We start from the raw sequence: 21,031 nt of genomic DNA on the forward strand, positions 1-21,031 counted from the left end.
TACTTACAATATTCATCCATAGACAGCATCATTCCTCTCTATATTATTCTTCTTTTTCCAACATGTTTTCATCCTATGTATCTTCTCACCTCATTACCCATCCTTTCATATAGTAATGACATATAGGTAGGGAGTGAAAAAAATGCCTGCAATTAATGGTGAAAAATATTTGGAGCGCATGGATCAGCTACATCCTGATGTATGGGTGAAGGGGGAAAAAATTTCAGGGAAGCTCTCTCAGCACCCAGTCTATAAAGGTGCCATGCAATCAAAGGCATCTCTGTATGACACTCAAGTTCATCCTGATTTTATAAAAAAAATGACATTTACATCTCCTACATCAAATGAACGTGTAGGACTATCTTTTTTGCAACCCAGAACGAAAGAAGACCTAGAAGCAAGAAGATATATGATTAAAACTTGGGCCAAAAAAACAGCAGGAATGATGGGACGTACACCAGATTACTTAAACACAGCATTAATGACGTTCGCAGCTTCAGCTACTATTCTACGTGAACAAGGTGATGAGTTTTGTAAAAATCTACTCAATATTTATGAAGATGCCAGAGAAAAAGATCTTTCCTTCACACACAGCTTTATCAATCCACAAGTAAATCGTTCAACAAATTATCATGAGTTATCTTCACAACCAATTGCTGCAAAAATAGTAAAGAAAACATCAGATGGACTTATACTAAAAGGGGCAAGGATGTTAGCAACACAAGGAGGTATGACTGACGAGGTATTCATCTTACCAACAGGTCAAACCGATGATTATGCCTTTTGTTTTAGTATTCCTTCAGATGCAGATGGAATTAAATTTATATGCCGTGAATCCTTTTATCAAGACGACTCTCAATTTAACTATCCACTTTCTTCTCGTTTCGATGAAATGGACACGATGATTGTGTTTAATAATGTAGTAGTGCCTTGGGAAAGAGTTATTTTTTATCACCGCAATGATCTTGCACATCAGCTTTTTGCAAGAAGTAGCTTTACACCACAAGCATTGCACCAGGTCATTATTAGACAAATTACAAAAACAGAGTTCTTAATTGGTCTTGCTCAAAAAATGGTTACTGCTTTAAACGTATCAGAGTATCATCATATACAAGAAAAAATTAGTGAAATGATTATTGGGTTAGAAACAATGAAGGCTCTTTTAGATCGTTCAGAGCTTGAAGCAAAGGAAGACGAATGGGGGACAATGGTTCCATATGTTCACTCTTTATTTGTTGCATCAAATATTTTCCCAAAGCTCTACCCTCGAATGATTGAAATCATTCAATTAATAGGTGCCGGGGGAATGGTAGCTATACCTTCAGAAGAGGATTTTGCTTCCAGCTTAGTTAGTGAAATTGATCATTTCTGTCAAGGATATGCTTGTGATGCTGAAACAAAAGCGAAACTCTTTCGCCTTGCATGGGATCTTACGATGAGCAGCTTTGGAACACGACAAACACAATATGAACGGTACTTTTTTGGTGATCCCAAGAGGCTAACATCAACTCTTTATCAGGGGTACCCACGAGAAGAATACATTCGTGATGTTGAAAAATTTTTAGAGCAAAATAGAGAGGCTTAACGACAAAGCCTCTTTACATTTCACCTACCCAATGTCCAATTTTACCTGCGAGCTCACCAGCAGTATCAGATTCCACTCTTTTCGATAAAGATGATTGAAGGCGGAGACTAAGTTCTTCTCTTCCCTCTTCATAGCTAACAGTCGTAGACCACTCAATTTCCGGGATGGCAATCATACTGAATTCTTGTTTTTTATTTTCATAAATATAAACGTTTGTTATGAATTCTTCTCCGTTTTTCACATTTGCTTTTCTAATTTTCACTATTCTTCATCCTTTCAGTAGTCTCTGACATTATTATAATTCATGTTTCTTTCAATTTCAGCATTCTCTACCCAAACAACAAACAAAAGAACTGATTTAGCAGGAACCTAAATCAGTTCTAGTAGATGATAACTCTTAATACAACTTAAAAGTTAAAAATGCTTGGTTGATCCACAATATCACTATCTTCAAAATTTGTGATATTAAACACATTTTCAATTTCGATATAATCCCCTGTATTTAATGCCCCTGCACCAACAGATGACTCACTTTGACTTTTAGGTGACAGGCTAAACGTATCACCTACTTTAAAAACAGCTGCATCATTTATCCTATTAAGATTGATAGGTCCAACCAATGCCGGCATATCCTTCCTCCTTGTAACATAAATGTAAAATTAATTGTTCAACATTATATGAAAAAGAGGAAAAAAGGGTTCTCGCCGAGCTTTATACTTCAGCATTCTTTAGCTCTTCTTTATATTTAGATCTTAATTTGATTAATCGAATAACATTTAAAACAACAGCTTTTAACACGGCATACGTTGGAACAGCAAGAATCATCCCAATGATTCCTCCAAAGCTTCCAGCTCCTATTAAAAGTAAAATAATTGTTAAAGGATGTGTGTTCAAACGTTTCCCGATAATTAACGGAGAAAGGAAATTCCCATCAAGCTGCTGAACAATCGTTACAACTAAAGCAGCAAGCAATGCTTTTGTCGGCGAATCTAATAAAGCAATAATGACGGCAGGAGCAGCACCGATAAACGGCCCCAAATAAGGAATTATATTAGCTACCGCGACAACAATTCCAAGAACAAGTGCATAATCAAGTCCTATTATAGTGTATCCTATGAAGCATCCAATCCCGACAGCAATGGACACAATTAACTGTCCTTGTATGTAAGCTGCTAACGTTTCATATAAATCTTGTAAAATCTTCAATCCTTCATGACGATATGTTGATGGTAAAACCTTTACTGCCGTAGAAGGGAGCTTATGACCATCTTTTAACATGTAAAAAAGAATAAATGGAACTGTAATAATCGTTAAGGTAATGTTTGTTACAACACCAAGCACAGCTGTGAAGCTTGTTGTAATATTTTCCGGCAGGCTCTTCGCATAACCAGTCAATGTATCTTCAATTTGCTTAAATGACACATAATCCTGCTCCATGACCCATGTAAACCAGTGAGTTTGAGACATATTAATAATAAATTGTGTAAACTCGTTTACGTATGAAGGGAAATTATTCACTAAATCTGTTATTTGTTCTGTAACAATCGGTCCAATAAATAAAACAATCCCTGTAACGACGCCAATAAATACAATATATGGAATCAGGATAGCCAGCGTACGAGGAACCTTTCCTTTTTCAAGTAACTTCACTAATGGATTAAAAATGAAGAATAGAATTCCCGCAATAAGAATTGGGAAAAACAAAGTTGATGCAAAAACAATTATGGGTTCAAACAAAAAGGAAACCCTTGTTCCTACAAAAACAATTAATAACATTAATAAAATTTGCAATGTCCAAAAATGAACTTTTGATCTTAACACTCTACTTCCTCCAGTTTCTATAGACCTTATCTATTTTTCAGTATAGTCATCTATATCCTTCCTTAAGCAACTTAAACATTTGTATCTAACAGTATATACGACTATTCCTCGAAATTGTTTCAAAATAATTCAAATTTTCATATACTACAAATGTACATGATTTACTAGATCTTTACCAATCTTTTCTTTGACGTAAACAGCTTAACCTAAAGAAAGCCAGCCCTGTTGTCGGACTGACTTTAGTGTTGAAATTATTCTTCAGCTTCCAATAATTGAAGTGTTTTTTCTTTTATTTCATGTTGAGAAGCCATTTGGATTTCTACAGAACGAATCAGGTGACCTTCCGTATCTAGAATATGAAATTCAAATCCTTCATACAGTATTTTATCTCCCTGCTTACTTTCCATGTTCTGAGTCAGAATCCATCCTCCAAGAGTATCAATATCTTCATCATCAATACTTAAGCCTAACATATTATTAATTTCGTAGATTAGCACCTTTCCATCGACAACAAAATGTTTTTCTCCACGCTTCTGAATGTCAGGAACCTCATCCTGATCAAACTCATCACGTATATCTCCAACAATTTCTTCAATGATATCTTCAACCGTCACAAGGCCAGCTGTTCCGCCATATTCATCCATTAAAATTGCCATATGAACTCGTTCCTTTTGCATTTTGATCAAGAGATCGTGAATTGGGATCGATTCAATCACTTGAATGACCGGACGAATATATTTTTGAATGAGCGTATTTTTTCGGCCTTCAGGTGTTAAATAGTATAAATCAGTAAAGATTTCTTTAATATTTACCATTCCAAGAATATGATCTTTATCCCCGTTTACTACTGGGTATCGAGTAAACTTCTCGTTTCTCATAATATCAAGATTTTCCTGAAAAGACTTCTCTACTGATGTTGTTACGATTTCAGTTCTAGGAACCATAATTTCCTTTGCAATTCGATCGTCAAACTCAAATATTCGATTCACATATTTGAACTCAGATTGATTGATTTCACCACTCTTATAGCTTTCAGAAAGAATAATTCTTAGCTCTTCTTCTGTATGAGCAATTTCATGTTCTGATGCTGGCTTAAGTCCAAACATTCGAACAAGTAAATTTGCAGAACCATTTAATATCCAAATAAACGGAAACATGACTCGGTAGAAAAAAATCAAAGGTCTCGCAAAGAGCAATGTAATAAATTCAGCCTTTTGAATGGCCATCGTTTTTGGAGCCAATTCACCTATTACAACATGCAAGTAGGTAATCACTAAAAAGGCAATAACGAATGTTAATACACTTATAATTGATTCATTCAGATGAAAACTGACTAGAAGAGGGTGTAGGATACTTTCCATCGTTGGTTCACCAAGCCACCCAAGACCCAGAGCAGTTATCGTAATACCTAATTGACAAGCAGACAAATACTCATCAAGGTTAGATGTTACCTTCTTTGCTGCAAGTGCTGACTTATTTCCTTCTGCTATAAGCTGGTCAATTCGTGAGCTTCTTAGTTTCACGATCGCAAATTCCGATGCCACGAAAAATGCGGTAATTGCAATTAAAATCGCAACAATAATCAGGTTAACTATATCCAAAATAAGGAACTGCTCAGGTCGTGTTAATAGTATCTATCAAACTATTACACTTTTGAAAATAGACAGTTCCTTTCACCTCCTAAATTAAGAAAATTTAAACGAATATTATTCTTCGTCACCTTGTACAAAGATCATAACGAACTTTAGTAATTCAAATAATGCCATTAATGCTCCAGCTACATATGTTAATGCAGCAGCACCTAACACCTTATTAACGCCATGTTCTTCATTATTAGAAATAATTCCTTCCGAAACCATTAATTTCTTTGCTCTCGAGCTTGCGTTAAACTCTACAGGTAAAGTGATAAGCTGAAACGCTACAGCAAATGAAAACAAAATGATTCCTAAACCAATTAAGTTAAGTTGGCCTAACAAGAATCCGCCTATTAATAAAAATGGGGCAACACCAGATGTTAGATTTACAACTGGAAACATTTTATGACGAAGCACTAAAGCACCGTATGATTGCTGATGCTGAATGGCATGCCCAACCTCATGAGCAGCAACTGAAACTGAAGCAATTGAATGTCCGTAATATACCGGTTCTGATAACCGAACAACTCGAGAAAGTGGATCATAGTGATCTGTTAACGTTCCTCTAACTGGCTCTACCTTAACTTGATATAGACCATTTTGATCTAAAATATGTCTCGCTACCTCAGCACCCGTTTTATGTGATGAAACAGCCACATCTGACCACTTCTTAAAATTACTCTTTACTTTAAATTGAGCCCATATTGATAAGCCTAATGCTGCAAAAATTAAAAAATCCATTGGGTGGAAAAACATTTGTTTCCGCTCCTCCTTTTCATATCTAAACGTTTTTGTGCACTTTTAAACTATTGTAATAGCAAATGCAATGTCTTCAGTAAAGCCTTGCTTTGTGAAGAGATTTGATTAGAAATCTCCATTTGAGAATCTTCATTTAGTTTATCAAAAATTGATTTGAGTTCTTTGATTTCTTGTTCCAGCTGCTTCATATGAGAAGCCAGAATTTCAGCATGTTTTAAGCACTGCTTTTGCTTTTCATCACATTGTTTATCCAGCCTCTTAAGCTCCAAACGTTCCTTTATATCTTTTAAACTCATGTGAAGTTCTTTGCACGCTTCGATAAAACGGATATCCTCAATTGCCTTTTCTGAATATAAACGATATTTAGATTCTGAAATGGTTTCAACATTCAAAAGACCAATTTGAGTATAATAATCAATCGTTCTTTTTGAGACATTTGCTTCCTTTGCTAATTCACCGATTTTATACAGCAAAACCCCATCTTATCACCTCGTACAATTGATACAAATATCTTATCTTCTCCAAACCGTACAGTCAAACGTTATACTTGTTATTTTAATCTTTATTTATAGAGTGTATTAGATATGTCATCTTTTTTGGTTTGCATTATGTAAATGGTTATTTAATCATAGAAAAAAACAGACCAGTTTAGGTCTGCTTTTCAATCATCAGTCAGGCATAACTGACACGATTTGTTGACATCGAACAAAGAATGTTGAATCTCCCACTCTTACGACAACGTGGTCTGGTTTGACATCCATTACTTTTCCTCTTAAGCTGTCACGAGTTGTTTGGATTACAGCAAACTTACCTACAAGAGTTTGCAATGTCTGATAAACATAAGGCTCAACAAGAGTAACCATTTCTGGGCCACCATGACTATGCATTTGATTATTAGGATAATTCATTATGAAGGCTCCCTCCCTTATTTTCATTTACACTATATGAGGGGAGCTAGGCCAATGTCACAAACATTTAAACTGTTTTGCGATACTCTGTCAAAAAATGCTCAATATCTTGATCAAGTCGTTCTATTTGTTTTATGGCATCTTCGTAGCTAATTTTTCTGTAGTGGTGTTTGCCAAAAGGTTCCTCATCCATTTCATCCGCTTTTCGGACAATGCGTTGTAATGTGTTTTTATCTATTGAGTTTTCCGGTAAATAAGAGTCTGTATGAAGTAAAATAGCAAGAGCAACTTCTTTAGCGTATTTGCGGTCTTCACCGAGTCTAATTAAAAGCTTATGTGCTCGTTCTGCTCCTTTAATGGCATGAATGTCATTTTTTCGATATGCTTCATAGTCCCATTCTCCATTTGTGTACCATTCATAGTGTCCGATGTCATGAAGCAATCCTGCCTTAGCTGCTATGTCGGGATTTACATCATGCTTAATGGCGAGCTGCACAGCATATTGGGCAACAGTAATCGCATGTGAAACTCCGGAACGATTCAAATATTTTTGTGCTATAGGATGTGTAAAAACATCGGTGATACTTACTCGTCGCATGGTAATCCTCCTTCAATAATATTCAGAATAATCTAACATATATATGTTATCCCTTCAAGTAAAAGGGGAGTTTTTCTTACAAGTTTCTTATTATACTTTAGTGATGTTCTTATATTTATATGATAAAAAGATGGAATTGGAACGTTTATTTCCATACTTTTCCCTTCCAACAGAAAAGGAAACTATTAAAATAGTTTCCTAAGACTTGATTGGGATATTAATTTTAAATGTAGTGGAATGCTTATTCGATTGGACATCAATCGAACCTCCATATTGATCAACCACCTTTTTAATGATTCCTAATCCATCCCCTCTTGCAACCCCCCGTTTCTCAGGTTTTGTGGAAAAGCCTGCTTGGAAGATTTTACTGAGGTGGTTTTTAGGAATTTCAGGACCAATGTTCTCCACTTTAAATATGTATGTTGAAGGTGTTTCTCTTGCTTCTATATTGATAAACCTTTCTGATTCTGTACCGAGCAGTGTTGCGTCAAATGCATTATCTATTAAATTGGAAAGAACTTTTATCAAATCAATAGAATTCATCTTTTTGAAGCTATTATGAGGATCTATATGTATATGCATATCAACCTTATCGTTTTGAGCTCTTACCCACTTTGATTGTAGCAAAATGAAAAGAGCAGGGTGATTAACTTTAACAGGCAATTCAAGCATTTCCACTTCTGCAGTTAAAGAATTCACATATTCAAACGCCCGATCCTCTCTACCGATCTTTAATAATCCCTGAATTACTTGAATATGATTAATAAAGTCATGCCGAATAGAACGCATTGTATGTAACATAGATTGAAATTCAACCTGATACGTTACTTCTGCATCTCCAACTTGTGATCTTTCTTCTTTTTGATAACAATATTGAAAAGTTATGAATATAGCAAAAGTAAATAAAACAAACAGACCACAAAAAATAAGATAAGGGATACTATTTTGTAACGCCTCTTTTTTCATAGCTTCTACGGTCTCGATGTTGGAATCAAGTACTCTTCCATTATCTAGGGGGCCCTTCAATAAGTTATATAATGTTTTAGCAACAAATGATGTTGATCTAAGCATCCCTTTTTCATGAAAATACTTGAATTGTTCGAGCGAAGAAAAATGTTCTTCTTCTGCTTGTCTAATAGTTGTTTGCATTTCTGTATCCATAATTCCTGGTGAAAATGCAATAGTTGTCATATTTGCTTTTGCTTCTATAAACTCAGCACCAACTGTTTGAGTGTACATATTTAATCCTGCTTTTGTACTACAATAGAAACTCCAACCTGGAATTGGCCGATTTGCAGCTCCAGATGTAATATTGACGATAATTGTATGTACTGAGTATTTCTCCGCTTCTTTTATTATTTCTTCACTCATTAACATTGGAGCAAGCAAATTTACATTCACGTGTGAAATAATAGCATGTTCATTTGCATGCCCCCCCTTTTTAATAGGATTAATAGTGCCTGCATTATTTACTAATGTAATTTTTTCGGCTGCTTTAAAGTTAATTGACGACAACACCCTTTCAATCCCACTTAAAACAAGAGATGTGTCAGATAAGTCGCATGCTTCAAAACGTATTGTAGATTCTCTTTGTTCAGCTACTTGCTGAAGAGAGGAATTTATTGATCGTGATAAACAAATAACTGTATGATCCTTTTGTAGTATTTCTTCTACAAATGCTTCACCTAAACCTCTCGATGCCCCTGTAACGATGTAATAGTGCACAAGTTTCACTCCTTTTTCATACGTTCATTACAATTATATCCATCCCTGTTTACCTTAGCCATTCTTATTCATCAGAATATCTCGACAACACTCACAAATGACCTTTGACAAACATGTACCATAATACTACTCTTAAATCAGAATATACATATATAAATTGTTAACTAAAGTAGGGATAAAATGACGGGAAGTTCTTACGATCCATTTAAATACCATTTTGAAAGATTAGAGGATGTAGCGGAAAAAATAAGTGAAGTGCTTCAATGTCCAATTACCATTGAAGATGTTAATCATAGATTATTAGCTTACAGTACACATGACGACCAAACAGATCAAGCCCGAATATCCACCATTATCGGTAGACGTGTTCCTGAAAAAGTGATTAACAGCCTTTGGAAAGATGGGACAATCCCTAAGCTATTAAAAACAGATGAACCAATTAGAGTGAAAACCATTGATGAGGTAGGTCTTGGAAATCGAATTGCCATCTCTATTTGGAAAAATGATGAAGTACTAGGATTTATATGGGCATTGGAAATAGAAAAACATCTTCAAGAATCTGATTTACTCCTATTAAAAAAAGCTGCACAAGCCGTAAAAAACAAAATGCTAAATCTTCAGGTGCGAAAAAACAAAAAAATAGAAAGAAATCAGGAATTCTTTTGGAAGCTCTTAACTGGTCATATATCAACTGAAGACGAAATTACAGATGGCCTATATGAATTAAACTTACAGCTACCACCTCCTTTTTCGGTTGTTATCTTTAAGTTCCCACAAGAGTTAAATGATGAAGCTGAAAAAAAGCTAACATACTTATTGCAAACAACTCAGCAAGTGAATATTTTGCTTTTCACAATTGATTTTGATGAGCTTATTATTTTATTATCAGGAAAAAGTGACACAGCTTTAACAGATATTAAGCAATTTACTATATCTACTCTTAGCCAACTACATGAGAGATATTCCTACAAAGACGTTACAGCGAGTATTGGAGGAATCTTTACCGATTCAACTTTTATTGAAAAAAGCTACAAAGAGGCACTTGCAGTTCTCGCATTAAAAAAGCGATTTCCAAGTGAAACAATCGACTTAAATAGTTTTTCAGAACTAGGTTTTTATCAATATTTAGATATTTTATATGAACAACGAAAACAAACCGGTTATATTCATTACCCTCTCTATAAATTAAAGGAATACGACAAACAGCATAGTACAGACCTTGTTCGAACACTTGAAGTGTTTCTTGATCACGACAGTAATGTTCATGAAGCTTCCAAAGCATTGAATATTCATATCAACACATTGAACTATCGATTAAAAAGAATTTCCGAAATAGCTGAACTAAACTTAAAAAACATGAATCAAAAAATTACAATTTACTTAAATTTAAAGCTTGATCGAATGTCTTTGTGATTTTTCACAAAAAGGCGCAAAACCTTTCTCATTTTTAAACAAAGATATTTAACTGAATTTTATTTATACTTGCGTTAATAAATAGAAACTTTTAAATATTGGCTTTTAAAGGAGGAAGGTTTTTTATGATTATTGGTGTACCGAAAGAAATTAAAAACAATGAAAACCGAGTAGCTTTAACTCCAGGTGGTGTTACACAGCTTGTTGCTTCTGGCCACCGTGTGTTAATTGAAAACAATGCAGGTGTAGGTAGTGGATTTGAAAATGAGGACTATGTCTTCGCTGGAGCACAAATCGTAGAAGAAGCTGCAAAAGTATGGGCAGATGCTGAAATGGTGATGAAAGTAAAAGAACCTCTTCCTTCTGAATATGCTTACTTTAGAAAAGGTTTAGTTTTATTCACTTATCTACACTTAGCTGCTGAGCCTGAATTAGCTCAAGCATTAAAGAAAAGTGAAGTAACGGCTATTGCTTATGAAACAGTAACTGTTAACCGCACACTTCCTTTGCTAACTCCAATGAGTGAAGTAGCCGGACGTATGGCTGCACAAATCGGTGCCCAATTTCTTGAAAAACCTAAAGGTGGTAAGGGAATCTTACTAGCTGGTGTTCCTGGAGTAAGCCGTGGAAAGGTAACAATCATTGGTGGTGGAGTTGTTGGAACAAACGCTGCAAAAATGGCAATTGGCCTAGGAGCCGATGTGACAATTATTGATTTAAGTGCTGAACGCTTACGTCAATTAGATGATATTTTTGGAACACAAATTAAAACATTGATGTCGAACCCAATGAACATCGCAACTGCTGTTGCAGAAGCTGATCTGTTAATCTGTGCTGTATTAATTCCAGGAGCAAAAGCACCAACACTTGTAACAGAAGAAATGGTAGAAGCAATGAAGCCTGGTTCTGTGATCGTTGATGTTGCGATTGATCAGGGTGGTATTGTTGAAACAGTTGACCATATTACAACTCATGACAACCCAACGTACGAAAAACACGGAGTTTTACATTATGCAGTTGCTAATATGCCAGGGGCTGTTCCACGTACATCAACCATTGCATTAACAAATGTAACAGTTCCTTATGCCTTGCAAATTGCAAATAAAGGTGCATATCGAGCTATTAGTGAAAACCCTGCTCTTCAAGAAGGTGTGAATGTAATTGCTGGAGAAATCACTTATAAAGCGGTAGCTCAAGATCTAGGTTACACATACAAAACAGTTGAAGAAGTATTAGAAAAAGCTCATTTAATGAACTAAGTAAGTGGTTAAGAGAGGCAGAGTATTCTGTCTCTTTTTTCTGTATAAAAATATCTCACATATTTTTTGTGTTTTTTCACAAACTAATCCTGATATGGAAAAGGAGGTAATTACATGCAAAAAAATGCTAGAGGGTATGTTCAGGATTCTTGTTCAGCATTAGAAACAGCTAAGTCCTCATTACAAAATGCCCTTAATACAGTTGAACAAGATTCTAATCGAGAAAGAATTCAAAGTTCATTGCAATCCGTAGAGGCAGCACTTCAACAATGCGGTCAAACAGCAGATATTTTAGAGCAAGCATAACAACATACATTCTAATTCTAAGAGCTAGCACATGCATAGCTCTTTTTTTATGCTTCATTATCGCTTTAACTTTTGTTATCCTAACCGATACAAGACTTAAGGGGGTGAACTATTGGATATTGCAGCATTATCAATTGGATTGAGCCAAGCATCCTTAGGTCAAAATGTTAGTATTGCCTTAGCAAAGAAAGTAATGGAAACTTCACAGCAAAGTAGCGAGCAGTTATTAAAGGTTATGCAAGCTCCACACCCAACTCATGGCAATGTGATTGATGTAAAAGGATAAAACATCATCTTAGAATCGCTAGAAGTAAGCCCAGGAATGATAAAATCTCTTGGGCTTACTTCTTAAAAAAGTATGTAGTCTAATTTTTTATTCTGTATTTGCATAAATCCCCAATTATTTTTCCATCCTTTTTCTTTTAACGACGAATTGCTACAAATTCCTTTGAAACTGTCGAAATAACTCTAAAACTATTCGTAAGAATTAGTTATATCCACCTAGAAGTTTGGTCATTATGAGTGTATCGGGCAAGACTAGACCAAACTATCATCCTAACTCACTTTTACTACAAGACACCCACGTCTTGCCCGTATTTATTTTATCAAGATAACTTCGTCATAACTCCTTAATCAAAGCTAAATCTTTCTTCTTCCCAAGGATCTCCTTGCATATGATATCCATTCCGTTCCCAGAAACCAGGATGATTTTTCTCAGTAAATTGAATTCCTCTTACCCACTTAGCACTTTTCCAAAAGTAAAGATGAGGAATAACTGCACGCAATGGAAATCCATGCTCAGGTGTTAAAGGTTCATCATTATAGGCATAGGCAAGTAAGCTTGTTTCTTTCATAAAATCCGCTAAAGGAAGATTTGTTGTCCAGCCTTCTTCAGCATGTATAATCACAAAGTTGGCCTTTGGCTTAAACTTAATGTCCTTCAAAAGGTCCCGAGTTTTTATACCTTGCCAGCTAACATCAAGTTTAGACCAGCCTGTTACACAGTGAATATCGTTAGTTAAGTTTGATTGAGGAAAATGCGTTTTAAGATCGTGTAGTGTATATAACTTTGGGTTTTCTACAAGACCGTAAATTTGCAAATTCCACTTCTCTATATCCTCATAGTACGGTACATTACCTGTATGTAAAACAGGAAAGGTTGTTGTTACGTTTTGATTTGGTGGTACACGGTCCGATGAAGATGTTTTTCTTTTTTTACCAAAGTACATTTATTTGAATCCCTCTCTTCCAACTCTTTATGTTAACCTATATAACAAACTGGTTGACAATGTTTCATTGGTCTATTATTCTTTTTTTAAGGATTATATCAAAAAGGGGGATAAACAATGAAAAAGAAATTAACTACATATGATCTTGCATTAGTTGGAATGTTTGCTGCTTTAATGGCGATAGGAGCAAACATAACATCTTGGGCACCGTTTCTTGAAGTAGCTGGTGTGCCTTTATCTATGCAGCCGTTCTTTTGTATTTTAGCAGGTTTATTATTAGGGAGCAGACTTGGTGCTTTATCAATGATCGTATATGCCTTAGTAGGAATGGCAGGAGCACCTGTTTTTGCACAATTTAGCGGTGGAATTGGTGTTATATTCGGAAGTACTGGTGGATTTATTATGTCTTATATTGTAGCAGCTTATGCAGCCGGTAAAGTGATTGAATTCAGTAAAGAAAAGAAGCTTCCTACATTTATGACAGCCTCTTTTGTCGGTATCTCACTTATTTATCTTGTCGGCACAACCTATATGTGGCTTGCATTAAATGTTTGGATTAATGCTCCTATGTCATATGGAGCTGCTTGGGCTATTATGGCTTGGTTTATTGTAAAAGATGTAGCTTTTACCGTTTTAGGTGCATTTATTGCTCCACGGATTTACTTTGCAGTATCAAAAGCAACATCAAAAAGAATAGCAGCTTGAATGAATACACCAAGGCATTTTATAAAGCCTTGGTGTTTTTTAAAATGTTTTTGTTAACCTTATTCTATTGAACCTTTATTTTCCTCAAGATAAAGCTGTTCTTGCTCAGCCGTCATCACGCCTGTTGCCTCTCCGATTGTACCTCCTTGAATTCTCCAAATTTTATTATGATCTTTGTCAGCTTCTGAGAAATCATCAACCGACCACCTATGTAAAATATCTAAAAATACTTCTTCATTTTCATATTGCCCAGTTTCAACAACTGCAATAAGATAGTTTATCCGTTCAGTTGTCATTTCATAATGAAGCCACTTTTCCTCGGCAATTACTTTTTGATGAGACATTCCATGCAGATAATTAAGTATATCTTCCTCTGTTAACTCAGTAGTATCTTTACCTCCGAATGGGTTTTCATCTAGATTAACTTCCTCTGAAGCCTTATCAACCTTCTCCTTTGATGTTTGTTCTTCGATATCAGCTTGGGCAGTAGATACAGCTTTTGAATTTACCATATCTAGCATAATGACACTAAAACACCCTAAACATATTGCACCTACTATCACACTAGCAACAAGTATTTTGTTTTCCTTCATCCATGACATGGAAGTAACCTCCTAAAAAAGGATAGTTCTATGATACAATGGATAATTTAATAGAGACAAGAGAAGACTTTGTCGAAAGAAATCACATCTAAACTTTTTTACTAATTTGTTAGTATGAATGTATAATAAATACTAGTTTTGGTTATAAAGTTAGTAGAGTAAACAAAGAGGGTGTGAAAAAATGAAGGCTTTAGTAATCAAAAGATATTTTTTAGATATAAATGAAAGAGAACAACTGGAAAGAGAGTTCACCAAACAAAATCCCGATTTAATTGAAAATATACTAGAATGGGATGATGAGGAGTTACTGGAGAAATTAAATATAGACAGAAAAAACTTGGTTTAGTAGACCAAGTTTTTTTCTGTTTAACCACTTATAACAAAACAGCTGCAATCCAGCCAAAGATAATTAACGGGATATTATAGTGCACAAAGGTTGGAACACATGTATCCCAAATATGATGATGATTTCCGTCAGCTGCTAGTCCAGATGTTGGACCTAATGTACTATCAGAAGCAGGAGATCCTGCATCTCCTAGTGCCGCAGCTGTTCCAACAATCGCAATTGTTGCCATTGGACTAAAGCCTAACTCCAAGCATAATGGAACGAATATCGTTGTAATGATTGGAATTGTTGAAAATGAAGATCCTATCCCCATCGTAATGAGCAAGCCCACAATCAGCATTAGGATGGCCCCAATTGTTTGATTTCCCCCAATTAAATTTGCTGCGTCTTCTACTAACTTTTCAACATGACCAGTTTCTTTAAGAACACTAGCAAATCCTGAAGCTGTAATCATCACAAAACCAATAAAAGCCATCATCTTCATACCTGAAGTCACAATCGAATCTGCTTCGTTTCGTTTTAAGACACCACCAAGAAATAAAACACTTAAACCTGCTAACGCACCGAAGATCATTCCTTCTACTCCGAGTTTCTGAGAAAGATAGAGTTGTACAGAAAGCGAAACTAGAATCGACACAATTGCTACAGTAATACTTTTCTTTGTATAAGTTTGACCTGATTGCTGCCCAGCCATTTCACGAGTTTCATATTGTCTTTTCTTACGATATGTAAAGAAAACAGCTATTAACAAGCCACATACCATCCCTATTGCAGGTATTGCCATAGCAGAGGGAATATCTGCTAACGAAACCGTTAAGCCGCTTTCCCGCATATTCGTTTGCATAATTTCATGGAAAATCGCCCCAAACCCTACAGGCAAGAACATATATGGAGTAATTAATCCAAACGTAAGAACAGTCGCAATTAATCGACGATCAACTTGAAGCTCATTCAATACTTTTAATAGAGGTGGAATAAGCACTGGAATAAAAGCAATGTGAACGGGAATGACATTTTGTGAGAAAATAGCCATGATTAAGATCATAAAAACAATTAGTGCCTTTGATAAAGCTTTTCTTCTTGTATCACCGTCACGACCTACTACTTTTATAACTGAAGATACCATTGCATCTGGAAGTCCTGAAGATGTTAGGGCAACTGCAAATGCTCCTAACAATGCATAACTTAGCGCAACTGTTGCATTGCCTCCCAAGCCTGCTGTAAAGGTATCTACTGTTGTGGCTAAATCAAGACCACCTGTTAGTCCTCCTATTAATGCGCCTATCACAAGTGCAAAAACAACATTTGTTCTTAATAAGCTTAAAATAAGCATAGCAAAAACAGCAATAATAACTGCATTCAAATATAAAACCCCCAAAAATCCTTTAGTTTACTAATATGGTAGAGAATTAAACAACGAAAATTAATTTACCATACTTTTTTCGAGCCTGTCAATTGCGAAAGGAGAATTTTTTTGACGATTTTGATCATTTATTTGCTAATTTCAAAGTTTTATTTGGCGATTCCGGCTTGGACCCCTTATTTTGGACACAAACTTTAGAATACTTTTGTTTTTGTCGTTTTTCATTTTCTTCTTCACCTTTGGCATTTTAGATGATGTCACTTCAGCGTCAAGCCAAGATCGCTTGACCCTTTCGCTCCATCATCTACGTGTGTGTTAGGTGAAGAAGGAGTTACTCTGCCATCGCTATAAGCTGATTGCCATTTCTTCAATAAACCCAGTCTCCATATACTGTTTGTTAAATTGAAGAGGAGACATATAGTTTAGGCTACCATGGTATCGACGTTTGTTATAAAACTCTATATACTCATCTACTCTAAGATACGCTTCATCAAAACTGTCAAAAATATATCTCTGGTAACATTCACGTTCAATGATACTATGAAAGGACTCAATAAATGCATTTAGATTGGGTGATTTCGGTGGTATCCTTTCATGGAACACCTTATGGTGTTCACAGAACTCTCCGAAATCATAACTAGTAAATTGGGGCCCATTATCAGTCCGAATTATAAGGCTAAACTTCTCTTCTTCTTGTGGTAAATGCACCTGTCTCTTCAGGAGTGCTTCTTGAAGCATATTTGTTATATCTTTGGCTTTACACACTGGTCCACGGTAATATCCTACGATACAACGGTCAAACACATCAATTGCACAAGCTAAGAAGAAAAATCGACCACTACCGTTTATAGAGCCATATTTTATATCTAACTGCCATAATTGATTTGGTCCATTAATATAATGCTGTTTTGCTAGGCGTCTTGGGAAAGATGAAGCCTTCCTTCTTGGTAATAAAATACCTAGTTCACCACACATACGATATACCTTCTTATGGTTAATGTTAAGGTTGAATGTGTCTCTCAAATATTCGGTGAGCTTATGGTATCCGTAGACACCTTCTTCACCTTCAACAGCTTCCATTAATATTTCTTCAATCTTTTCATCAGGAACCATTACTCCTGTATGAGTCTTTGAATAGCCTGGATAAGGTCGTCCTTTTTTCACTACAGTCTTTTCTTTTTGTTTATTTATATGGTAATAGTACAAGGATCTTGGCACCTCCACTGCTTTTGTCAAAAGTTTTATTGGAAATCCTTCATGAGCCCATAACCTGATCTCCTGAATTTTCTCTTCTAACGAGAATCGCTTTTTTTTAGCAAGTTTCTTAGCATTGCGACTTCCAATTCTTTTTCTCCAAGCAGCTTCATTGCCTGTTGATATTTCTCTTTTAATTCATCTTTTGAAGGATTTTCCGATAATACAGTAGTCCCTTCTTTTTCCATAATCTCTTGAACATCATCTTCGTATTCTTTCATCCATTTTCTAAGTGTCTCACGGGTAATTCCTGCTTTTCTTGCAGTAGATGTTAAATTACCTGTTTCAAGTGCGATTCGTACATACTTCTTTTTTACATCCTCAATTACATCTATCTTCTTTTTAGGCATGTCTTTAGCCTCCGTCATTTAGATACTCTTAGCTTAGTCATAGTTTACTTTTTTTAATATTTCGTGTCTAAATGATTAAGGGGTCTAAAAAGATTCTTAGCATTTATTTGCCGCTTTGCTCTATATATTTGATTTTCGACAAAATCACGAAAAAAGGACCAACATTCACGCATGTCGGTCCTTTTTCTTTATTTCACTTCAAAATTCTCTACTAAAGTAGCTAATGTTCTTGCCATTACGCCAGTTGCACCTGTTGGTCCAAGTTCAGATTTTTGGGAAGTTGTAGCTGTGCCTGCTATATCTAGGTGTACCCATGGAGTGCCTTCAGCGAATTCTCCAATAAACGTTCCTGCCATAATGGCATGTCCTTCACGACCAGGTGAATTGTTTAAGTCGGCCATCTTGCTATTTCGAACACGTTTTTTATCGCCTTCAAATATCGGTAAACGCCAGACTGGTTCATCACATTCGTGTGATGCTTGAAGAACTTGTTCAAAAAACTCCTCATTATTAGTCATAGCACCAGTTGTTTCTGTTCCTAACGCAATAATTACACCACCAGTTAATGTAGCAACATCAACTAAATAATTAGCTCCATGAAATTTTGCATAAGTAATTCCATCAGCAAGCGCCAAACGACCTTCTGCATCAGTATTCAAAACCTCAATCGTTTTTCCACTTAATGAAACAATCACATCATCAGGTTTAAATGCACCACCACTAATCATATTATCTGTAGATGGGATTACAGCTACAACATTTTGTTCCGGCTTCATTTCACCGATGATCTGCATAGCTCCAAGTACAGATGCTGCTCCCCCCATGTCCGTTTTCATCCCGACAATTCCATCCTTTGGCTTAATGGAGTAGCCACCTGTATCATAGGTGATTCCTTTTCCAACAAGACCAATTACATCTGTCCACTCTTCTTTTCCCTGATATTTTAAGACAATCATTTTAGGTGGCTCTTCTGAACCTTTATTAACTGCTAGGAGAGCTCCCATCCCAAGTCGTTCCATATCCTCTTTTTCCAAAACTTCGTATTCAAATTGATATCTTTTTGCTAATTCAATTGAATAAGAAGCAAGCTCTGTAGCTGTTAGAAGATTTGGCGGCATATTAGTTAGCGTTCTTGCACTATTTGTTCCCTCACCAAAAGCATAACCAACTTCAAGTGCAGATTTAATTTCAAGGCTTTCTTCACTTTCAGTTAATACTGAGATAGTTTCAATATTTTTTTCAGGTTCATTTGACTTTTGTTTATAATCTAAAATCTTATAAGTTGATAAGGAAAAAGCTTCTGCAAGAGCATGTGCTGCTTCAACGTCGTTCATTCTTTCATTTGAAAACGTGTCAATCGCTACACTTATATGTTGGAGCTTTGCTTGTTGAATCGTCTGAAATAATTCTCCAAAAGCTCTTTTCACTCGAAAAAATGTAATGTCTGCTTCTTTCCCTAAGCCAACAAAGAAGATACGTTTTACAGCAAGTTTTCCAAGGGTATGTAGTTTAGTAACGGATTTATATTTTGTTGAGAGATCTCCGTCTTTCATTAACTCTGTTATTTGACCATTTAATTTCTCGTCAAGTTCTTTGGCATATCCAGTGAGTTTGCTCGTTTTTTGATATAGCCCAATAACTAATGTATCGTTATCGTTAAGTTCAATTGTATTTGCTGCATGTATAACTTTAAACATTCATAGCACCTCCATTATGTATGTATATCTATTGTATAGTACATATTTAAAAAAGTGTAATAAGACAAATCCAACTAACGAACTTCACCTTATTCTGACAATGTATATGCTATAATGAAGAAAATCTTTTTAACAATTTTCTTTATATTAGGAGTTTTATAATACATAATTGCCCTAAAAACGAAAGGAGCTTAATCTTGGAATTATTGTACAACTTTCCTTTACTCGCTGCACTGGCAGCCATTTTCTTTGCACAGTTTATTAAGGTACCGATTTATTTCTTTGTTTCAAAGAGGCTGGATTGGTCACTAATTACAAGTACCGGCGGTATGCCAAGCTCTCATTCGGCAGCTGTAACTGCACTTTCAACAGGAGTTGCTCTTGATCACGGACTTGGTTCATCCATTTTTGCTATTTCTGCTATCTTTGCGATCATCACGATGTTTGATGCAACAGGAGTAAGACGTCATGCCGGTGAACAAGCAACCGTTCTTAATCAGCTTGTTCTTGACTTTAACCGCTTTGTTGAGGAAGCCAAAGTATGGCCTAAAAAAGCTGAACAAGATAAACAAAAAAAGTTGAAGGAGCTACTTGGACATCAGCCGATTGAAGTGTTTTTTGGAGGATTAACCGGTATTCTTCTTGCACTATTGTTACACTACCTTTTTGTTTTGTAAGGAGGCTTTAAATGAGGCTTATATCCATCTGTCCCAGCAATACGGAGCTTGCAGTTTATCTTGGTTTAAAGGAGCAATTAGTCGCCCTGGATGATTTCTCTGATTGGCCGCTGGATTTATCACATCTTCCACGTTTAGGCCCAGACCTTTCCATTAATATGGATATGTTGGAATCTTATCTTCCTGACTTGGTGCTAGCTTCTCTTAGTGTACCTGGAATGGAAAAAAACATTGAAGAATTGGAAAAGAGGAAAATTCCACATATTGTTTTTAATCCTCAGTCATTTCAAGACATTTGCGATGATCTTCACACATTAAGTAAATTAACCGGAAAGCAAAAGGAAGCTGAAGGTGTTATTAAAGACTTTCAAGCTACTCTTCAATCATATAAGGAAATTTCTGATGGGATACAGAACCCACCTTCCATTTTTTTTGAATGGTGGCCGAACCCAATTTTTTCTCCTGGTCAAATCAACTGGTTAACTGAGCTAAGCAGATTAGCAGGAGCAAGAAACATTTTTGAAGATGTTGAATTAGCTAGCGTGCAGACAACATGGGAAGATGTTCTGAATCGAAACCCAGAATATTTTTGTTTATGCTGGGTCGGAGTTAAGCAATCTAGAATGAAATTGACACATGTACTAAAAAGGGAAAGGGCACAAACCCTTCGAGCCGTTCAAAATAACCAACTCCATTTATTAGAGGAATCATTGTTTTGCCGTCCCTCTCCACGGCTTCTCCTTGGTTTACAAAAGCTCGCCTATTTGTTGCATCCTGATATTTATCCCCGTCCTAATTAA

At 35.8% G+C, this 21,031-nt stretch carries 24 protein-coding genes; 9 read left to right on the forward strand and 15 right to left on the reverse strand.

Annotation, left to right across the window (positions count from 1 at the left end; all coding sequences use genetic code 11):
* Positions 1–142 precede the first annotated feature (142 nt).
* Positions 143–1,585 carry a 4-hydroxyphenylacetate 3-monooxygenase, oxygenase component gene (hpaB, locus tag LPC09_RS20575; protein WP_231308181.1) on the forward strand — a complete coding sequence of 481 codons (1,443 nt, stop codon included), beginning with the start codon at positions 143–145 and terminating at the stop codon, positions 1,583–1,585.
* 13 nt (positions 1,586–1,598) lie between these two features.
* On the opposite strand, the gene LPC09_RS20580 is transcribed toward hpaB, so the two are convergent.
* The 9 genes from LPC09_RS20580 to LPC09_RS20620 form a co-directional block, all read right to left on the reverse strand.
* Positions 1,599–1,847 (reverse strand): YueH family protein, encoded by a 249-nt coding sequence (locus LPC09_RS20580; protein WP_231308182.1) that lies wholly within the window; start codon positions 1,845–1,847, stop codon positions 1,599–1,601.
* A 145-nt stretch (positions 1,848–1,992) separates the two neighbouring features.
* Complete coding sequence (locus LPC09_RS20585; protein WP_231308183.1) at positions 1,993–2,214, reverse strand: spore germination protein; 222 nt, start codon at positions 2,212–2,214, stop codon at positions 1,993–1,995.
* A gap of 82 nt (positions 2,215–2,296) precedes the next feature.
* Positions 2,297–3,406: an AI-2E family transporter gene (locus tag LPC09_RS20590; protein ID WP_231308184.1), complete on the reverse strand. Its 1,110-nt coding sequence runs from the start codon at positions 3,404–3,406 to the stop codon at positions 2,297–2,299.
* A gap of 251 nt (positions 3,407–3,657) precedes the next feature.
* Positions 3,658–5,007 carry a hemolysin family protein gene (locus LPC09_RS20595; RefSeq protein ID WP_231308185.1) on the reverse strand — a complete coding sequence of 450 codons (1,350 nt, stop codon included), beginning with the start codon at positions 5,005–5,007 and terminating at the stop codon, positions 3,658–3,660.
* Between the two features lie 105 nt (positions 5,008–5,112).
* Positions 5,113–5,796 (reverse strand): zinc metallopeptidase, encoded by a 684-nt coding sequence (locus LPC09_RS20600; protein WP_231308186.1) that lies wholly within the window; start codon positions 5,794–5,796, stop codon positions 5,113–5,115.
* Positions 5,797–5,846: 50 nt separating this feature from the next.
* Positions 5,847–6,272 (reverse strand): MerR family transcriptional regulator, encoded by a 426-nt coding sequence (locus LPC09_RS20605; protein WP_098795562.1) that lies wholly within the window; start codon positions 6,270–6,272, stop codon positions 5,847–5,849.
* 195 nt (positions 6,273–6,467) lie between these two features.
* The gene (locus LPC09_RS20610; protein ID WP_379052935.1) at positions 6,468–6,707 is read right to left on the reverse strand and encodes a YuzF family protein; all 240 of its coding nucleotides are present in this window, start codon (positions 6,705–6,707) and stop codon (positions 6,468–6,470) included.
* Between the two features lie 67 nt (positions 6,708–6,774).
* Entirely contained in the window at positions 6,775–7,305 is a 531-nt protein-coding gene (locus LPC09_RS20615) for an HD domain-containing protein (RefSeq protein ID WP_098795561.1), read from the reverse strand.
* Positions 7,306–7,503: 198 nt separating this feature from the next.
* Complete coding sequence (locus LPC09_RS20620; RefSeq protein WP_231308187.1) at positions 7,504–9,030, reverse strand: (S)-benzoin forming benzil reductase; 1,527 nt, start codon at positions 9,028–9,030, stop codon at positions 7,504–7,506.
* A gap of 180 nt (positions 9,031–9,210) precedes the next feature.
* Here LPC09_RS20620 and LPC09_RS20625 point away from each other — a divergent pair, with 180 nt between their 5' ends.
* From LPC09_RS20625 to LPC09_RS20640, 4 genes are all read left to right on the forward strand, one after another.
* Entirely contained in the window at positions 9,211–10,443 is a 1,233-nt protein-coding gene (locus tag LPC09_RS20625) for a sporulation transcriptional activator AdeR (protein ID WP_231308188.1), read from the forward strand.
* 125 nt (positions 10,444–10,568) lie between these two features.
* Positions 10,569–11,702, forward strand: a complete 1,134-nt coding sequence (ald, locus tag LPC09_RS20630; RefSeq protein WP_098795557.1) for an alanine dehydrogenase — start codon at positions 10,569–10,571, stop codon at positions 11,700–11,702.
* A gap of 114 nt (positions 11,703–11,816) precedes the next feature.
* The gene (locus tag LPC09_RS20635; RefSeq protein ID WP_098795556.1) at positions 11,817–12,008 is read left to right on the forward strand and encodes a hypothetical protein; all 192 of its coding nucleotides are present in this window, start codon (positions 11,817–11,819) and stop codon (positions 12,006–12,008) included.
* A 112-nt stretch (positions 12,009–12,120) separates the two neighbouring features.
* Positions 12,121–12,294: a YjfB family protein gene (locus LPC09_RS20640; protein ID WP_098795555.1), complete on the forward strand. Its 174-nt coding sequence runs from the start codon at positions 12,121–12,123 to the stop codon at positions 12,292–12,294.
* A gap of 343 nt (positions 12,295–12,637) precedes the next feature.
* Here the strand turns inward: LPC09_RS20640 and LPC09_RS20645 are convergent, their stop codons facing one another.
* A complete protein-coding gene (locus LPC09_RS20645) occupies positions 12,638–13,237 on the reverse strand; it encodes a sulfite oxidase-like oxidoreductase (RefSeq protein ID WP_098795554.1) in 600 nt (199 codons plus the stop codon).
* Between the two features lie 117 nt (positions 13,238–13,354).
* Between LPC09_RS20645 and LPC09_RS20650 the strand changes: the two genes are divergently transcribed.
* Positions 13,355–13,942: a biotin transporter BioY gene (locus LPC09_RS20650; RefSeq protein ID WP_098795553.1), complete on the forward strand. Its 588-nt coding sequence runs from the start codon at positions 13,355–13,357 to the stop codon at positions 13,940–13,942.
* Between the two features lie 59 nt (positions 13,943–14,001).
* On the opposite strand, the gene LPC09_RS20655 is transcribed toward LPC09_RS20650, so the two are convergent.
* Positions 14,002–14,544 (reverse strand): DUF6241 domain-containing protein, encoded by a 543-nt coding sequence (locus LPC09_RS20655; RefSeq protein WP_098795552.1) that lies wholly within the window; start codon positions 14,542–14,544, stop codon positions 14,002–14,004.
* A gap of 181 nt (positions 14,545–14,725) precedes the next feature.
* Between LPC09_RS20655 and LPC09_RS20660 the strand changes: the two genes are divergently transcribed.
* Positions 14,726–14,890, forward strand: coding sequence for a hypothetical protein (locus tag LPC09_RS20660; RefSeq protein ID WP_176550974.1), 165 nt, complete (start codon positions 14,726–14,728; stop codon positions 14,888–14,890).
* Positions 14,891–14,918: 28 nt separating this feature from the next.
* Here LPC09_RS20660 and LPC09_RS20665 read toward each other — a convergent pair whose 3' ends face one another.
* The 4 genes from LPC09_RS20665 to LPC09_RS20680 all read right to left on the reverse strand — a co-directional run bounded on the left by LPC09_RS20665 (position 14,919) and on the right by LPC09_RS20680 (position 19,554).
* Positions 14,919–16,253 (reverse strand): Na+/H+ antiporter family protein, encoded by a 1,335-nt coding sequence (locus tag LPC09_RS20665; protein ID WP_231308189.1) that lies wholly within the window; start codon positions 16,251–16,253, stop codon positions 14,919–14,921.
* Positions 16,254–16,598: 345 nt separating this feature from the next.
* Positions 16,599–17,645 carry an IS3 family transposase gene (locus LPC09_RS20670; RefSeq protein WP_141549644.1) on the reverse strand — a complete coding sequence of 349 codons (1,047 nt, stop codon included), beginning with the start codon at positions 17,643–17,645 and terminating at the stop codon, positions 16,599–16,601.
* Positions 17,546–17,857: a transposase gene (locus LPC09_RS20675; protein WP_098795549.1), complete on the reverse strand. Its 312-nt coding sequence runs from the start codon at positions 17,855–17,857 to the stop codon at positions 17,546–17,548. The genes LPC09_RS20670 and LPC09_RS20675 overlap by 100 nt, the downstream gene beginning before the upstream one ends.
* 188 nt (positions 17,858–18,045) lie before the next feature.
* Complete coding sequence (locus LPC09_RS20680; protein WP_098795548.1) at positions 18,046–19,554, reverse strand: leucyl aminopeptidase; 1,509 nt, start codon at positions 19,552–19,554, stop codon at positions 18,046–18,048.
* Positions 19,555–19,751: 197 nt separating this feature from the next.
* Between LPC09_RS20680 and LPC09_RS20685 the strand changes: the two genes are divergently transcribed.
* Both LPC09_RS20685 and LPC09_RS20690 read left to right on the forward strand, forming a co-directional pair.
* A complete protein-coding gene (locus tag LPC09_RS20685) occupies positions 19,752–20,231 on the forward strand; it encodes a divergent PAP2 family protein (RefSeq protein WP_098795547.1) in 480 nt (159 codons plus the stop codon).
* Between the two features lie 11 nt (positions 20,232–20,242).
* On the forward strand, positions 20,243–21,031 hold the full coding sequence (locus LPC09_RS20690; RefSeq protein ID WP_098795546.1) for a cobalamin-binding protein: 789 nt from the start codon (positions 20,243–20,245) through the stop codon (positions 21,029–21,031).

Source organism: Metabacillus sp. B2-18 (genome assembly GCF_021117275.1).
GTDB lineage: Bacteria > Bacillota > Bacilli > Bacillales > Bacillaceae > Metabacillus.

What these genes read in the sequence shown, in the direction of transcription:
- LPC09_RS20660 (WP_176550974.1), top strand. Translation starts at nt 14,726, where the DNA reads ATGAAGGCTTTAGTAATCAAAAGATATTTTTTAGATATAAATGAAAGA.
- LPC09_RS20635 (WP_098795556.1), top strand. Translation starts at nt 11,817, where the DNA reads ATGCAAAAAAATGCTAGAGGGTATGTTCAGGATTCTTGTTCAGCATTA.
- LPC09_RS20585 (WP_231308183.1), bottom strand. Translation starts at nt 2,214, where the DNA reads ATGCCGGCATTGGTTGGACCTATCAATCTTAATAGGATAAATGATGCA.
- LPC09_RS20600 (WP_231308186.1), bottom strand. Translation starts at nt 5,796, where the DNA reads ATGTTTTTCCACCCAATGGATTTTTTAATTTTTGCAGCATTAGGCTTA.
- LPC09_RS20650 (WP_098795553.1), top strand. Translation starts at nt 13,355, where the DNA reads ATGAAAAAGAAATTAACTACATATGATCTTGCATTAGTTGGAATGTTT.
- LPC09_RS20625 (WP_231308188.1), top strand. Translation starts at nt 9,211, where the DNA reads ATGACGGGAAGTTCTTACGATCCATTTAAATACCATTTTGAAAGATTA.
- LPC09_RS20690 (WP_098795546.1), top strand. Translation starts at nt 20,243, where the DNA reads ATGAGGCTTATATCCATCTGTCCCAGCAATACGGAGCTTGCAGTTTAT.
- LPC09_RS20675 (WP_098795549.1), bottom strand. Translation starts at nt 17,857, where the DNA reads ATGCCTAAAAAGAAGATAGATGTAATTGAGGATGTAAAAAAGAAGTAT.
- LPC09_RS20655 (WP_098795552.1), bottom strand. Translation starts at nt 14,544, where the DNA reads ATGTCATGGATGAAGGAAAACAAAATACTTGTTGCTAGTGTGATAGTA.
- LPC09_RS20645 (WP_098795554.1), bottom strand. Translation starts at nt 13,237, where the DNA reads ATGTACTTTGGTAAAAAAAGAAAAACATCTTCATCGGACCGTGTACCA.
- LPC09_RS20610 (WP_379052935.1), bottom strand. Translation starts at nt 6,707, where the DNA reads ATGAATTATCCTAATAATCAAATGCATAGTCATGGTGGCCCAGAAATG.
- ald (WP_098795557.1), top strand. Translation starts at nt 10,569, where the DNA reads ATGATTATTGGTGTACCGAAAGAAATTAAAAACAATGAAAACCGAGTA.
- LPC09_RS20680 (WP_098795548.1), bottom strand. Translation starts at nt 19,554, where the DNA reads ATGTTTAAAGTTATACATGCAGCAAATACAATTGAACTTAACGATAAC.
- LPC09_RS20615 (WP_098795561.1), bottom strand. Translation starts at nt 7,305, where the DNA reads ATGCGACGAGTAAGTATCACCGATGTTTTTACACATCCTATAGCACAA.
- hpaB (WP_231308181.1), top strand. Translation starts at nt 143, where the DNA reads ATGCCTGCAATTAATGGTGAAAAATATTTGGAGCGCATGGATCAGCTA.